This is a genomic window from Streptosporangium sp. NPDC023963 (genome assembly GCF_040639135.1).
In the GTDB taxonomy this organism is placed as follows: Bacteria; Actinomycetota; Actinomycetes; order Streptosporangiales; family Streptosporangiaceae; genus Streptosporangium.
On sequence record NZ_JBEZZK010000008.1, the window covers coordinates 339,075 to 353,231 of the forward strand.

At 68.2% G+C, this 14,157-nt stretch carries 14 protein-coding genes and 1 tRNA gene; 5 read left to right on the forward strand and 10 right to left on the reverse strand.

The genetic code is table 11. The features are described 5' to 3' along the window. Positions 1–403 precede the first annotated feature (403 nt). Both katG and AB0F88_RS25345 read right to left on the reverse strand, forming a co-directional pair. Positions 404–2,674 (reverse strand): catalase/peroxidase HPI, encoded by a 2,271-nt coding sequence (gene katG / locus AB0F88_RS25340; RefSeq protein ID WP_362688716.1) that lies wholly within the window; start codon positions 2,672–2,674, stop codon positions 404–406. Positions 2,675–2,689: 15 nt separating this feature from the next. Further along, entirely contained in the window at positions 2,690–3,121 is a 432-nt protein-coding gene (locus AB0F88_RS25345) for a Fur family transcriptional regulator (RefSeq protein WP_362688719.1), read from the reverse strand. Between the two features lie 390 nt (positions 3,122–3,511). Between AB0F88_RS25345 and AB0F88_RS25350 the strand changes: the two genes are divergently transcribed. From AB0F88_RS25350 to AB0F88_RS25360, 3 genes are all read left to right on the forward strand, one after another. Next, positions 3,512–4,237: a helix-turn-helix transcriptional regulator gene (locus AB0F88_RS25350; protein WP_362688722.1), complete on the forward strand. Its 726-nt coding sequence runs from the start codon at positions 3,512–3,514 to the stop codon at positions 4,235–4,237. Positions 4,238–4,270: 33 nt separating this feature from the next. Further along, positions 4,271–4,849 carry a hypothetical protein gene (locus AB0F88_RS25355; protein WP_362688725.1) on the forward strand — a complete coding sequence of 193 codons (579 nt, stop codon included), beginning with the start codon at positions 4,271–4,273 and terminating at the stop codon, positions 4,847–4,849. 320 nt (positions 4,850–5,169) lie between these two features. Beyond that, on the forward strand, positions 5,170–6,192 hold the full coding sequence (locus tag AB0F88_RS25360; RefSeq protein WP_362688728.1) for an RDD family protein: 1,023 nt from the start codon (positions 5,170–5,172) through the stop codon (positions 6,190–6,192). Positions 6,193–6,735: 543 nt separating this feature from the next. On the opposite strand, the gene AB0F88_RS25365 is transcribed toward AB0F88_RS25360, so the two are convergent. The 3 genes from AB0F88_RS25365 to AB0F88_RS25375 all read right to left on the reverse strand — a co-directional run bounded on the left by AB0F88_RS25365 (position 6,736) and on the right by AB0F88_RS25375 (position 8,069). Beyond that, complete coding sequence (locus AB0F88_RS25365) at positions 6,736–6,867, reverse strand: hypothetical protein (protein WP_362688731.1); 132 nt, start codon at positions 6,865–6,867, stop codon at positions 6,736–6,738. A 222-nt stretch (positions 6,868–7,089) separates the two neighbouring features. Next, the gene (locus tag AB0F88_RS25370; RefSeq protein ID WP_362688771.1) at positions 7,090–7,485 is read right to left on the reverse strand and encodes a hypothetical protein; all 396 of its coding nucleotides are present in this window, start codon (positions 7,483–7,485) and stop codon (positions 7,090–7,092) included. A 59-nt stretch (positions 7,486–7,544) separates the two neighbouring features. Next, on the reverse strand, positions 7,545–8,069 hold the full coding sequence (locus AB0F88_RS25375) for a GNAT family N-acetyltransferase (protein WP_362688735.1): 525 nt from the start codon (positions 8,067–8,069) through the stop codon (positions 7,545–7,547). 282 nt (positions 8,070–8,351) lie between these two features. Between AB0F88_RS25375 and AB0F88_RS25380 the strand changes: the two genes are divergently transcribed. After that, positions 8,352–8,678: a hypothetical protein gene (locus tag AB0F88_RS25380; RefSeq protein ID WP_362688738.1), complete on the forward strand. Its 327-nt coding sequence runs from the start codon at positions 8,352–8,354 to the stop codon at positions 8,676–8,678. Positions 8,679–8,747: 69 nt separating this feature from the next. Continuing rightward, positions 8,748–9,125: a hypothetical protein gene (locus AB0F88_RS25385; RefSeq protein ID WP_362688741.1), complete on the forward strand. Its 378-nt coding sequence runs from the start codon at positions 8,748–8,750 to the stop codon at positions 9,123–9,125. A 222-nt stretch (positions 9,126–9,347) separates the two neighbouring features. On the opposite strand, the gene AB0F88_RS25390 is transcribed toward AB0F88_RS25385, so the two are convergent. The 5 genes from AB0F88_RS25390 to AB0F88_RS25410 form a co-directional block, all read right to left on the reverse strand. Then, positions 9,348–10,601 carry a hypothetical protein gene (locus tag AB0F88_RS25390; RefSeq protein WP_362688744.1) on the reverse strand — a complete coding sequence of 418 codons (1,254 nt, stop codon included), beginning with the start codon at positions 10,599–10,601 and terminating at the stop codon, positions 9,348–9,350. Positions 10,602–11,017: 416 nt separating this feature from the next. Then, entirely contained in the window at positions 11,018–11,647 is a 630-nt protein-coding gene (locus tag AB0F88_RS25395) for a hypothetical protein (RefSeq protein ID WP_362688746.1), read from the reverse strand. 199 nt (positions 11,648–11,846) lie between these two features. Beyond that, positions 11,847–11,920, reverse strand: a tRNA-Arg gene (locus AB0F88_RS25400). 182 nt (positions 11,921–12,102) lie between these two features. Then, a complete protein-coding gene (locus AB0F88_RS25405; protein ID WP_362688749.1) occupies positions 12,103–13,446 on the reverse strand; it encodes a WD40 repeat domain-containing protein in 1,344 nt (447 codons plus the stop codon). A 426-nt stretch (positions 13,447–13,872) separates the two neighbouring features. Then, positions 13,873–14,157, reverse strand: a 285-nt coding sequence (locus tag AB0F88_RS25410) for a hypothetical protein (RefSeq protein ID WP_362688752.1), incomplete at its 5' end; no start/stop codon positions are given.

Sequence of the window (14,157 nt, forward strand, 5' to 3'; positions counted from 1 at the left end):
CGTGAGAGCCGAGGGGGAAACTCCATGACCTCACGGCCCGCGTTCGACGTCGCGCAAGGCTCCCGACCAGTCTCCTGCCACCGACGCACGATCAGGCGTCGGGTCTCCAGCACCACAATCCTCCATGGATGTGATCGGATCCGGCGTGAGTCGCACATCCCGGGAGGCGCGGAAGATCTCAAGCTCTGGACCGTGCGCGGACCGCCTCCCCTGTTCGGCCGCCTGAACCCGTCTGTGCTTGCCGAGCGCCGCCAAGGCCGGTTCCGGCGCGGCTCACGCTGAAATCGCCCCCGTCCCGGCGGGCTCGGTCAAGGCCGGCGACGGTGGTCCTGCCGGGTCCGACAGCGGACGAGCCCGGCCGAGCGTGATGGCTCGACCGGGCTCGTCGGGTGGAACGGATGGATCAGGCGAGGTCGAACCGGTCGAGTTCCATGACCTTGGTCCAGGCCGCGACGAAGTCGGCCACGAACCTGTCGGAGGCGTCCTGGCTGGCGTAGACCTCCGCGAGGGCTCGCAGCTGGGAGTTGGAGCCGAAGACGAGGTCGACCGCGGTGGCGGTCCACTTCACCTCATCGGTGCTCACGTCGCGGATCTCGTACACGTGCTCCTCGGACTCCGACGCCTTCCACCGGGTGCCCGGGGAGAGCAGGTTGGCGAAGAAGTCGTTGGTGAGCACGCCGGGCCGGTCGGTGAGGACGCCGTGCCGGGTACCGCCGAAGTTGGCTCCGAGAGAGCGCAGGCCGCCGACGAGGACGGTCATCTGGGGCGGGGTCAGGTTGAGCATGTAGGCACGGTCGACGAGCAGCACCTCCGGCGGGGTCTTCACCCCGGAGGACAGGTAGTTGCGGAACCCGTCGGCGCGGGGCTCGAGGACCTGGAAGGACTCGACGTCGGTCTGCTCCTGGGTGGCGTCGGTGCGGCCCGGGCGGAACGGCACCGTCACCGTCACGCCGGCCTCGCGCGCCGCCTTCTCGACGGCGGCCGAGCCGGCCAGCACGATCAGGTCGGCCAGCGAGATCTTCGCGCCGCCGGCCTCGTTGAACTCACGCCGGATGCCCTCGAGGGTGTCCAGGACCGTCGCGAGCTGCTCGGGCTGGTTGACCTCCCAGCTCCGCTGCGGCTCCAGGCGGATCCTGGCGCCGTTGGCGCCGCCGCGCTTGTCGGTGGACCGGAAACTCGCGGCGGAGGCCCAGGCGGTGGAGACCAGCTGGGCGGTCGTGAGGCCGGACTCCAGGACCTTGGCCTTCAGGGAGGCGATGTCGGCCTCACCCACCAGCTCGTGCTCGACGGCCGGCACCGGGTCCTGCCACAGCTGGGGTTCGGCGACCCACGGTCCGAGGAAGCGGCTGACCGGACCCATGTCGCGGTGCAGCAGCTTGTACCAGGCCTTGGCGAAGGCCAGCGCGAACTCTTCGGGGTGCTCCAGGAAGCGGCGGGAGATCTTCTCGTACGCCGGGTCGACGCGCAGCGACAGGTCGGTCGTGAGCATCGTCGGCTTGTGCTTCTTCGACGGGTCGTGGGCGTCGGGGATGATCGCCTCGGCGTCCTTCGCGACCCACTGCTTGGCGCCGCCGGGGCTCGTGGTGAGCTCCCACTCGTAGCCGAAGAGGATCTCGAAGAAACGGTTGCTCCACTGGGTCGGCACGTCGGTCCACGTCACCTCGAGACCGCTGGTGATCGCGTCCTTGCCCTTGCCGCTGCCGTAGGTGCTCAGCCAGCCCAGCCCCTGCGACTCCAGCGGCGCGCCCTCGGGCTCCGGTCCCACGTGGTCGTCGGCGATCCCGGCGCCGTGGGTCTTGCCGAACGTGTGGCCGCCGGCGATGAGGGCGACGGTCTCCTCGTCGTTCATCGCCATCCGTCCGAAGGTCTCGCGGATGAAGTACGCCGCCGCGGCCGGGTCCGCGTTGCCGCGGGGACCCTCCGGGTTGACGTAGATGAGACCCATCTCGGTCGCGCCGACGTCCGGCGACATCTCGTTGTCGCTGACGTAGCGCGTGTCGCCGAGCCAGGCGTCCTCCGGGCCCCAGAAGATCTCCTCCGGCTCCCAGATGTCCTCGCGGCCGAAACCGAAGCCGAAGGTCTTGAACCCCATGGACTCCAGGGCGACGTTGCCGGCGAGCACGAGCAGGTCGGCCCACGAGATCTTCTGGCCGTACTTCTGCTTGACCGGCCACAGCAGCCGGCGGGCCTTGTCGAGGTTGGCGTTGTCGGGCCAGCTGTTGAGCGGGGCGAAACGCTGGGAGCCTTCGCCGGCCCCGCCGCGACCGTCGTGAATGCGGTAGGTGCCCGCGGCGTGCCAGCTCATCCGGATCATCAGGCCGCCGTAGTGGCCGAAGTCGGCCGGCCACCAGTCCTGCGAGGTGGTGAGCACCTCGATGATGTCCTGCTTGAGAGCCTCGACGTCGAGCTTCTCGAGCTCCTTGGCGTAGCTGAAGTCCCCTGCCAGCGGGTTGCTCTTGGAGGAGTGCGCCCGCAGTACCGAGAGGTCGAGCTGGTTGGGCCACCAGTCCCGGTTCGTGTGCGGACGACCACCGGTCTTCGGGGTCGGCGAGTCGATGGCCGGGTTCTCGCTCTCGCTGCCGTGCGCGGTCACGGAGTCGTGCGCGATCGGACAGCCGCCTGCCTCACCCCCGCTCTTCGTGCCGGGGACGATCGCGTCGTGGTTCTCGGTCATGGAAATCCTTCCGGATCAGCTGGCGGTGGAACAGTTGAGGCACACGCCCCAGTAAATGATCTCGGCCTCGTCGATCGCGAAACCGTGATCGTTGGACGCGGTCAGGCAGGGCGCCTCACCGATCGCGCAGTCGACGTCGGCGACGACGCCGCACGATCGGCACACGATGTGGTGGTGATTGTCGCCGACCCGCCCCTCGAACAGGGCCGGACTGCCCGGCGGTTCTATACGGCGGACGAGTCCCGCGGTCGTGAGCGCGTGGAGGCCTTCGTACACGGCTTGCAGGGAGACCTGGCCGATACGGTCACGCACTCCCGAGGTGAGTGCCTCGACACCGAGATGGTCACCGTTTCGGACGGTTTCGAGCAGCGCGACACGGGCCGCCGTCACCCGTAGGCCGGCACCTCGCAGCTCCTCGGCGGTGGTCGGGGGCTGGGATGCGGTCATGGCTCCAATATATCCCCACAAACATGAGCAATTTAAGATATTTACTGATTCAAGTCTTGGCGGTTCCCCCTCGCTGTTCAGGAACACATGCGTGTACGCGATCATGATCAGATCGATCCGGCGGTGACCCGGCGTCGTCGTCACGGCCCGAGGCGGGGCACCGGAGGCGAGCGGGAACGAGGCACAGGCATGGCGCGGGTCGTGGAGCCTCGGGCCGGTCGAGCCCCGCTCCGTTCCGGGGAGCACCGGTTCCGGGTGATCGGCCGGGTGACAGCGACCTTGGAGGGAGATGGAGACGGGGACGAGGACGGGATGATTCGGCGAATCGCAACGGCCGGAATCTGTCAGTAGGGTCCGCGTGAGGGGCGGCGCGGCCGGTGAAGGAGGCGTGTGGACGAGAGCGTGTCGTTGGCCCAGCTTGCCCATCGGCTGGAAGAGGTGGTCGGCGAGCTACGCGGCATTCCCGTCGACGTCGAGCGGCTGGAGGACAGCGAGCTCGTCCGGCAGCAGATCGCGCAGGCCACCCGCTCGGCGGGCGAGCTGCGCGCCATGCACCCGGTGGGCTCACCGGAGAAGGGCCGCCAGGAGCAGAAGAGCAGGCGCAGCGTGCTCGACGCCCTGCGGCGCGGCATGACGATGCGCACGATCGTTCACGCGAGCGTGCTGGACGATCCCCGTAAGGCGGCCCGGGTCAGGGAACTGCATGCCGTCGGCAACTTGCACCGGGTCGTCGACGAGCCGATCCAGCAGGTGCTCGTCTTCGACCGCACGGTGGCGTTCGTCCGGATCACCCCCGTGCCTTATTCGCCGGGCGCCCTGGTGATCAGGCAGCAGAGCCTGATCACCACCCTCATCGACCTGTTCGAGCAGACCTGGGCCAGGGCCAGGGAGGCCACCGAGCCGATGCACCGGCTGACCCCGCGCGAGCGCGAGGTGCTCGCCCTGCTCGCCGAAGGGCGCTCCAACGGCGCTGTCGCCCGCGCGTTGTCGATCACGGAGGCGGCCGTCGGCAAGCACGTGGCCAGCGTGTTCGTCAAGCTCGAGCTACCCGTGTCCCAGGACGACAACCGGCGGGTGCTGGCGGTGCTCGCGTATCTGCGCGGAGCGGCGCGGTAGTGCCAGGCGGACCTCGTCCTCGCCCTAGCCCCCGTGTGGACGGAATCCGGCGCGGATTTCAATGAGGTCATGCAAAGAATGACTGGATTACTGGTCGGCGCGGTCTTCGGCGCGGTCTTCGTCGTCGTCAACGCGCAAAGCCCGCTGAACACCGTGACCGTGAACCTCCTGCGGGTGGCCGCCTGTCTGGGGGCCGCGAGCGTCATCGCCATGTGGTTCGCCACAGCCCGGAACCGGAAGGAGCGGCCCGACGCAGGCCCGCAACGGAACATGTTCGGCCGTGGCTACCTGATCGTCGTCGTCGCTGAGGCGATCCTGCTCTTCGGCGGAATCCGGATGTTCGCCGCCTGGGGACGTCCGGAGCAGACCAACGTGGCCTGGGTGGCGTTCGTGGTCGGTGTGCACTTCATCGCGTTGGCGCCTGTCTGGAAGGACCGGGGCATCGCCGTACCCGGTGTGGTTCTCACCCTGCTCGGCGCCGCCGGTCTTGTTCTGGCGTCGACGGCCGCCGTCGCCTGGGTACCGTTCGTCAGCGGTGTGCTGTCCGGGGTAGTGCTCCTGGCCGGCACCGCCACCTCCGGCTGGCGCGCCATGACAGCTCGGACGGCCTGACCGGGCCACCGCCGTGTCGCAACGCGCTGGAGACCGGATCCCCGCCGAGGAATCCCGGCGGCGTGGCTACCCGTCGCACGTTCTTTCCCGAGGGGCGGAACGCACGTTCTTTCCCGAGGGATGGAACGCACGTTCTTTCCCGAGGGGCGGAACCTGTCCGGCCGTATGGCCGGAGATCGGACCGATTCGCAAGCAGGATGTCAGGAGTTCGAACCTCCTGGGTTCCACCGGTCGAAACACCTTTCCACCGATCCAGGTCGGTCGTCGGCGCGTGTTGCCTCAAGATCGATAAGGTGTGCCCAGCCTGTGAAAGGACCACCTTGTCGAACTCCCCCCGGCTGTCGAGATCGGCATTGTCGGCCTGGATGGTGGCCGCGGCCGTCGCCGCCTTCCCGACCTGGGAGGAGTGGTACTTTCGGCTTCATTCCGGTCCGGTCGAGACGTACTCCTGCATGAGCTCCGGGGTGTGGGAGACATCGCCTCTGGACCCCCTGCGAGGCGATCTCGACGGGATCATGCAGAACGTGGAGGCGTGGGCCATCCCCGCGCTGCTGGTCCTGGGGGGATTTCTCGCCTGCCTGGGCCGCGGGAATCCCCGGAGCGTGGGCCGGCGAACGGCGGGCGTTCTCGTTCTGATCGCGGTCATCGAACCGGCCACCCCCCTCTACGTCTCGGCGGAGGCGTGCGGCGGCCCGATCCCCATCCTCGGTGCCGAGTGGTTCGCCACGGTGATGAGCAGTTGGGGAAGCACCCAGCTCTGCCTCCTGGGCGCCGCCGCGCTCGTCCTGCTCGTCACCCGGATGATGAGCGGTGCCACCTCGGAACAGCCGGAGGTCGCCTCGCCGGCCGGCGTGACCTGGCGCCGGCCGGTGGCGCTGCTGGTCGATTACGCGATCGTCATCGTGGTCCTTACCTTCGTCGTCCAACCCGTCCTGGTGCTGACCGGCATCGACGAGTTCCTCCCCTCCATCCACCTGGGCTACGGGCTCTTGAACGAGGCGGGGCTCTCGCTGGACGACGCAGATCCCGAACCGTTGTTCGTCCTGTTCATTGTGTTTCTGTACTTCTGGGCGCAACACAGCCTGTGGGGGCAGACACCGGGCAAGCGCCTGCTGCGCATCCGCCTCGTCTCCATGCGGACGACGGTACGGCCGGCGCCGGGAAGGACGGCTCTTCGCACGCTGATCTTCCCGCTCCTGATCTTCGTGCCGTTCGCCGGGCCCGTCGTTCTCATCGTGGACGGGGTGTGGGCGCTCCTTGACCCCGAAGGCCGGGCGCTTCACGACCGATGGACGAACACCGACGTCGTACGGACGGTTTCGAAGGCCCGAGCCCAGACGTAGCGGAACCGGCAGCCGACCTCCAGCAGGGCGCTTCACCTTGACCCCGGATCCACCTCGCTCACCTTGACCCCGGATCCACTCCGCTCACCTTGACCCCGGATCCATCCCGCTTCCCCGCGGGCAGGGCGACGGCGGACTGAATGAGCGGTCGTTGCGGGCCACAAGGATTGGCGATCATCTCCGTACCCGGCGACAGGGAGATCTTCAGCGAGATCCGGCGACTCCGCACGATCGCCGGATCCGTCGAGCAGCAGAACTCAAGGTCGTGATCACCGTGCCACTGGCCTCGGCGGCAGAGACGTGCCCCTGGTCTCGGCGGCAGAGAATTCGCCGTGGTTACTCGTGATCGGCCCGGAGCCAGGTTCGGTGTCCCCCCACGAGCCAGCCGGTTGAAGCCTCCGGGTGGGGGCGAAGTTCGGGTTGTGGCACCGCCTTCCCGTTGGAGTGTGCGCCGGATGGAGCCTTGCCCTCCGGCCTGGCACAGAGGGCTCTGCGGAGACTCCGGCCTTTCCCGCCTTATCGGGTCGGCCGCTCTTCATCGTTTCAGCGCCCTCGGCTTCGACGGTCATGCTTGAGAGCCAGCCTCACGGCTCCATAGATGATGAAGAACAGAATCAGGCCGACGATCAGCCAGAAGACCGCCAGCGCGAGCCAGCCCGTCATTCCCATGTACATTCGCAGCTCTCTTTTCAATTGATTTGTACGCCTTCGCAGGCTATGCCATGAGATCGGTCTCATGATCGCCTGAGGACGGCTGATTTCCGTACGGGACCGGAGGCGGTCGACGGTCCTGTGCCTCGTTGCCCGGCATCGGTCCACCGGTTGCCCGGCACCGGCCCACCGAAGATCGGGATACCGCAGGTGACCCTGGTCGACCGGGGGTCCGTGCCTGCGTCCCTACGTGACGGTGGGGCCGGAATCCGTCTGTTCGACCGTGCCGTGCGAGAAGTGCGCCGGGACGCCGAACCAGGTGGCCCGGGCGGTGGCGAGGGTGCCGGCGGGTTGCGGGTCGGTGGTGGTGGAGATCCAGGCGGTGTGCCCGTCGGGGCGGAGCAGCAGCTCTTCGAGCTCGGGGTGTTCGGGGCAGCGGACGTGATAGGTGTCCACCGCTCCGTCTTCGCCGGTCGCTCCGTCCTCGCCGGTCGCGCCGGTCGCGCCGGTCGCGTCGTCCGCTCCGGTCGGCAGGACGGGATCGCTGAATCGGAGAAACACCGGACGTGCGGGCCGGAGCAGCGCGGGGAGGGGGCGCGCTCCCGCCGAGCCGTGACCGAGGTCTGCCGCGGCCGGGGCGATCGCCGATTCAGGGTTCGTTTCTCACCCTGAATCGGCGGAGCGCGGGCCCGTCCGTGGCGTCATTCCTGCGGCCTCCCGGTGAGGACGAACTCGTACTCGACCTGGTCGATCAGGTTGCCGTCACCGAAGTCGTGCCCGCGGGCCGCGCCCGACTCGGTGAAGCCGCTCTTGGCATAGAAACGGCGTGACTGGGACGTGTCGCGCAGCGTCCAAAGGTGTACCCGGCTGAAGCCGCTCTCGCCCAGCCTGCGCAGGGTCGCGATCATCAGGGCGCCCGCGCTGCCGGTGCCCCAGCTGTCCGGATGGCCGTAGAAGCCGAAGATCTCGGCCGCTCCCGGCCGCGTCGGGGAGGAACCGAAGTAGGAGAAGTTCAGCGGACGCCCGTTCAGCGCGGCGAGCAGGACGGTGTCCTGCCCCTTGGCGAGCACGTCGTGCCACTTCCCGCGCCGGTGTCTCACCGCCTCGGCGCAGAACTCCGGGGCGAAGAAGCCCGTATAGGCCGCCTTCCAGGACTCCGCGTGGATCTCGCCCAGCGCATCTCCATGGTCGACGGAAGCCTGGAAGATCGCGAAGTTCTTGGTCACCGGATCACACTATGGGGAACGGGGGAACATCGGCCGGGCAGGTCACCGCCGAACCCGGTCCGCGGCGAACCGGGCTGTACGCCCTCGGAGATCGCATGCCCGTCAGAAGAGGGACCAAGAGAGATTCACCGGGAATGGCGGGCGCCCGTTTCCAGGCGGGCCGGTATCCGGCCTCGTCGGAGACCTCCCGAGCCGACGGCGTGGATTTCCTCCTGTCGCGCCCCAACTCCAATCGCTGCCGATCTTGACGCTGTACTACGGCGATGTCAGCATCCGGTCATCATGACTGTCGACTCCCCGAACCCGAACGAGCGAAATTACCGGCCTCTGGCCTTCATCCTCATCTTGTTCAGCTCGATCCTCATGGTCACGCCGATCCACATGGTGATCGGTATGAGCGATTCCGGAATACGGCAACCGTTTGCTCCGGCGTTCGTTCCGGCACTGATTCTGGTCGGGTTGCCCGCGCTCGGAGCTCTCGTCGGAGCATTCCTGAGGTTTCAGGGACCTGGCGGCAGATTCTTCGGGATCATGTTGGGAATCTTCATCGCCGACGCGATCCTGGTGGCGCTGTTCGCTTACCTGCTCTTCTACGTCGTCATCGACTGATCCGCCCCGGGGTCTCGGCCCGCCGACGGTGCCAGAGACGCAATCCGGGTTGTGACAGGGGAGAAGCGCATGGAAACACTGTTGTCCTACCCGGACAGGCGATTTCGACTGTGGGCTTACGTGCCGACACACTCGAACCTCCTGATTCGGAGCGGCAAGGAAACATCGGGAACCACCCGGATCGATATCGCATTCAACGGCGTGTCGGTGGTCAACCTGCCCGTGCTCATGGAAGGGCTGACCATTGAGCGCCCTGATCCCGGGTCAGCACAGACGATGGATGTGGTGGGTGGACTCGACGAATTTTCCGCCCGCCGCCTTCTGGTCGTTCGAGGGGTGGGGTACGAAGGGCACATCGTCGCCCTCAAGTTCGAGACGGACGAGAGCGACAAGCGATTTCCGGAACGCGATAAATGGGGAATCGCTTCTCCGGACGGCTGGCTTTGACGGCTCGATGAACTTCTGTGGTCCTCGGTCGTTCCATCGTGCCGCGTGCCGGGTGGTGCGCCGTCCGACCGGCGGGAGCGTTCGGGCACGCTGCCCCGGTGAGGCTTGCCGGTCACGGTATCGGGGGCGTGGCCGTCGCGGAACGCGGGACGGCGCGCGCCCCGGAGGCGGGGCGCGCGCCGTCGTGCGTCGGAGTCGTGCGTCGAGAGTCGAGAGGAGACGTCAGGAGATGGTCAGCGAGCCGTTCGAGTTACGGGCGCACGTGACGACCGTGCGGGGTGCGGCGGTGAGGGCGCCGGTCAGGCACTGGCCGAGGACGACGTGGCCCGCGGCGTTGGGGTGCCACGCTTCCTGGCAGGTCTGGAAGTAGGTGCCGCAGGTGTTCGCCGCCTTCTGGACACGGATCTTGTCCCAGCCAGACAGGCTGGTGACGAAGTTGCCGTTCGGCGACTCCTGTATCCGGACCGGTGTGGCGAGTGCGTTCTCCGGGCTGCCGGGGTTCTCGCAGAGCCGGGCTCCGTCGAAGGCCTTCTGGACGTCCAGGACGCGCAGGTTGGCCGCCGGACGCTCGGCCGCCAGCGTGTTGTAGGCGTTCCTGACGAGGTTGCCGAGGTTCTGGGAGAACACGTGCCCGGGGGCGAGGCTCGCGCGGTGGATCGGGCAGCCGGCGGCGTACCGCTCGGCGCCGAGGTCGCGGAACTTGTCGCGGGTGTCGGTGCGGTTGTCCTCGTCCCGGTACTGCGGGGCGACGTCGAGCGGCAGCGGGTTGGTGTAGTTCTGCAGGACCACCTGGTGGACGCCGTCGGCGTCGACCTGGGCGAGGGTGTCGAGGATCTGGCGCAGGGCGGCGGTGGTCTCGGTGGTGGCGGCGGCCACCTCGGCGTCGGAGGCCAGGTCCGAGACGGTGCAGGGCTCCTGCGGCACGTCGCCGCCCAGGTAGGCCCAGAACTCCCACCAGCCCGTCCAGGCGTCGGCGATGAAGCGGTTGGCGCACAACGTGGCCACGTCGCCGAAGGTGAACTGGCTGTTGTTGGAGCCGAGGCCGATGAGGACGACGTCGATGTCGTGGGTCTGGGCGACGGCGCGCAGCTGGTCGAGCTGCGAGGCGACGGAGCGGCCGTTGGGGCGGGCGCTGGAGGCGTTCGCGATGTCGGCGGGCCGGCCGCCGGAGCACGCGAGGTTGAAGCGGTCCTGAATGCCGGGGAACGACGCCTTGAAGAACGAGGCGTTCGCCGACCGGTGGCAGAAGTAGGCGTTGCTGTTCGCCGCCGACCAGCCGGGGAAGCCCTGTGCTGTTCCGGAGGTGTCGACGACGGGTTGGTAGTCTCCCGCGCCCTCCCCGCTGACGAAACTGTCGCCGAGAGCGACGGCGGCGGTGGGCAGAGCCGCCTGCGCCGCTCCGCCCTGGATGACCTGGACGCTTACCGCGCCCACCAGGAGCGCGACCATCGCGGCCGCACGCCGGAGAACCCTCACAACTGCCCCATTTCCCACTAAATGACCATGGAACAACGACTGCCTAGATCACAACATGTTGCGTCAGTGGCGTCAAGATTTCTATGAGGCCGACTCGTGTTTTCTTGGAAGATCGCGTATCGCCTTGATTCCAATCGCACGCCTGCTTGTTCGGAGGGCGTCCGGCGGCCGGGTGGGCCGGCCAGGTCTGGGCGTGCGGGCCTGCACGCGCGGGCATCCTGCCGGCCGGTGGCGACCACGTCCGGGCGGCGTACCGGTCATGTCGTCGCCCTCGCCATTGCCCTGTCCCGACACGGCACGGCATGGCACGGCACGGCACGAAACACTGGCGCGCGAGCCGGCCACGCGCGGGAGCACCCGCCCCCACGAGGGGAACGGGTGCTCTCGTGCGTACCGGTTACAGGCGTGCGTACGGGTTACGGGGCCTTGGTCGAGGTCGAGGTCACGCTCGGCGTCGGCGTGGGGGTCACCGTGGCGGTGGCGGTCGGCGTCGGGGTGGGGGTCGGCGCGGGCGGGGCACCCTTCTTGCAGTTGTCCCACTCCAGCACGGCCGGGTCCTTCGAAACGTTCTGGCAGGTGACCTGCCCCTTGACGCCGGGGATGCCGAAGATCTTCAGGTCGAAGGTCTGCCACTTGATGCCGGTGGCGTCCTTACCGGGGGCGCCGGGGGCGCCGGTCGGGCCGGTGGGGCCGGCGGGGCCACGGCTCCCCTGCGGGCCCCTGGCGCCGGTTTCGCCCTTCGGTCCGGCGGGGCCGTGCGGGCCGGGCAGGCCGCGCTCACCCTGAGGTCCACGCGGGCCGGTCGCTCCCTGCTGGCCGGGACCGGAGACCGTGGTCTGGCCCTGGCCGCCCCAGGAGAAAGGGAACTCGGTTTTCCGGCACTTCGCGCCGGCGTTCACGATGCGGGCGTAACGGGTCGTCTTGTTGACACAGGCGTACACCACGTCACCGGGGGCCGTCTGCGCGGCGGAAGCGGTCGTGACGCTGGACAGGCCGGTCGCGAGGACGGCGGTGGCCAGCAGGGCGGCAGGCGTTCTGAGACGCATGGGTGTCTCCAGGGAAGGATGAGATAGCCGTGGCGCGGCTGCATCAGATTGGCAGAAGTAGGCACTTTGGACCGGGCCAATGAGCATTTGTCGCCACGATTCGTGTATGTGGCTTATGCGTGCCATGCCGGATAGTGCGGTGTACGTGAAGAACCCCCGCCGTCCCGAAGGGCGACGGGGGTTCCTGCCCGCCGGCCGGTGCTCCCGGCCGGATTCGAACCGGCGACCGCCGCCACCGAGTGAGTGTGCCCTCGGCCGCCGGACAACGAGAGCGAAACGGAAGGGCGGAGCCGGGTGAGCTCACCACATGCTCAGCCCCGCGTGCCGGGGTGACACCGCCGATCGGTCGTTTGCCGCAGCGCCGTGCGAGCCACCGCGTTTCGGCGTTCTGCCTCTGCGCGCATGTGCGGCCATGTCGTACGAGGTCTGGTCAAGCCCTGCCGACCGCCAGGGACTCACGCGGAGCTCGTGTCGATGAAACAGACGAGAAGGGTGTCCCAGTCCTCTTGACCGTAGTCCGACCAGTCCGCGCTGCCCGTGTAGCGAGCCCAGTCAACCCTGTCGATCTTCGCGTTGGTGTAGCCGTCGCAGGCTGCCTTACCCGGGTCGGCGACCACGTCGCGTAGATCGTGGAGATTCCACAGGGAAACCCCGCCAGGGCCGGCGGCCAGGGCGATGCCGCCATCGGCGCTGAGAGCCACAGAATTGATCTCCCGCGTGTATCCCTTCAACGCGGCCATCCGGGCCGGTCCGGCCTGATCGGAGAGGTCCCAGAGAAACGCGGAGTCATTCGGCCCGGCGAGCAGGGCTGTCATCCCGTCAGAGGTCAGGGCCACGTCGTACACGTCAGTGAGGGGCAGGTCGAACACGGCCGTGCGAACCGGACGCGACCGGTCACCGAGGTTCCAGGCCTCGGCTTGATACGCGTTCCCGAGGACGACGAAGCGCCCGTCCGCGCTCATCGCCGCCGCCACGGACCTCGCGAGCGGAACCGGGCCGGTCGGACTGGCCGGACGCGAAGGGACGGCGAGGTTCCAGAGCGTCGTCGCTGTCCTGTTCTCCACAACGAGAGCGATCTCGCCGTCCGCGCTGAGCCCGAGGTCGTGAACGGACGAGGCGTGCGCTGCCGCCGGCAGGCGGGCTGGACGAGAGCGGTCGGTCAGGTCCCACATGGTCACGTCGGATCCGGCGATCACCGCCGTACGGCCGTCCCGTGACAATGCCACCGCCCGCACGCTCTCGGCGTACTCGGCGCCCCTCTCGTTCACCACCGCGGCCATCCGGATCGGTTTTGCCGGATCGGCGAGATCCCACACGATCGTGGTGCCGTCGTCGTCACCGGTCAGCGCGGTCCGCCCGTCGAAGGACAGGGCCACCGCGCCCACGTTCTCCTTGTGGCCCCTCAGGGCGGCGATCCGATCGGACTTCTCGGTGATCTCGGAGTCGAGCCAGGTCGTCAGGTCCCACACGCTCACCTCGTCGTCATCGCCGCCGGTCAGGGCGATCCGTCCGTCGCCGCTCAGCGCCACCTCGCTGGAGGGGGTCAGCGTGAGATCGTCGCCGCGCTCCCCGAGCAGGGTGTCGGTCAGCCCCGCCCGGGTCTGCCCGTCAGAGTGGATCTTCACGGCGGCCAGGCCGAGGGTCCTGGCCGTACCGGGGGCGGCGTCGCGCAGGTCCACGGCGTGCAGCGCGAGCCTGTGAGCCAGCGCGACGCGCTCCTGAGCCGACGCCCTGTCGTTCTCGCGTTTCCACGCGAGTCCCGCGACGACCAGGCAGACGGCCAGAGACGCGGCGAGCACGATCGCGGATGTTCTCCAGCGGGTGCTGTCACCCGGATCCGCTTGCCGGACTCTCGGCAGGTCGCTCACTCGGTCTCCACATCGTCGCTCGATTGTCGTTCGCAGGAAGACGGCGGCGACTTCCCGGATCATGATCTCTCATGTGACCGGCTCCGCACATTGGTCAATCCACCGAACATTCGGTGTAACGCGTTCGTTCGGTATTCAAGAAATGTGATCGTTTAACGGTGAGACAGGTGAACCATGGTGAATCATGGTGAATCATGTGATTCTGGAGTATCGCCTGGTGTTGCCGAGGACGTTTCCGACGTCCCTGGTCGGCGAGGTGCGAAGTCCGGCGCGCCGCAGGTCGTCGAGATCCCGGGAGCCGTGATCACCGGGTCGGCGGTTCGTTGTGCTCCCGCAGCCGACGGATAGCGCCGAACGTCAGAACAGGGTGCAGAGCCCCGATGAGCCCCGATGAGCCCCACGAGCTTCTTGAGAGCCTTCCATCGCGGTTTCGCGGGGTTTTCCCGGTGCGATTCGGCACGCTGGAATATCCGAACCGGATGTGTCGAGGAAAGTGCGGGAGTTCCGCTGTGCCGGCTCGGTGGGCACGGTGGCGCGTCCGGCGGGGGCGGTGTCGCCGGCCTCGGAGCGGAACGGCGCCGGGATGCGGCTCGGCCGTCGCGTGCGGACGGCGACCGCTGCGGTGAGGTCGCCGTCCGCACG

Excerpts from the sequence above, each read along its gene's own strand:
- AB0F88_RS25345 (WP_362688719.1), bottom strand. The coding sequence starts at position 3,121 with ATGACCGCATCCCAGCCCCCGACCACCGCCGAGGAGCTGCGAGGTGCC.
- AB0F88_RS25380 (WP_362688738.1), top strand. The coding sequence starts at position 8,352 with ATGACTGTCGACTCCCCGAACCCGAACGAGCGAAATTACCGGCCTCTG.
- katG (WP_362688716.1), bottom strand. The coding sequence starts at position 2,674 with ATGACCGAGAACCACGACGCGATCGTCCCCGGCACGAAGAGCGGGGGT.
- AB0F88_RS25395 (WP_362688746.1), bottom strand. The coding sequence starts at position 11,647 with ATGCGTCTCAGAACGCCTGCCGCCCTGCTGGCCACCGCCGTCCTCGCG.
- AB0F88_RS25385 (WP_362688741.1), top strand. The coding sequence starts at position 8,748 with ATGGAAACACTGTTGTCCTACCCGGACAGGCGATTTCGACTGTGGGCT.
- AB0F88_RS25365 (WP_362688731.1), bottom strand. The coding sequence starts at position 6,867 with ATGTACATGGGAATGACGGGCTGGCTCGCGCTGGCGGTCTTCTGGCTG.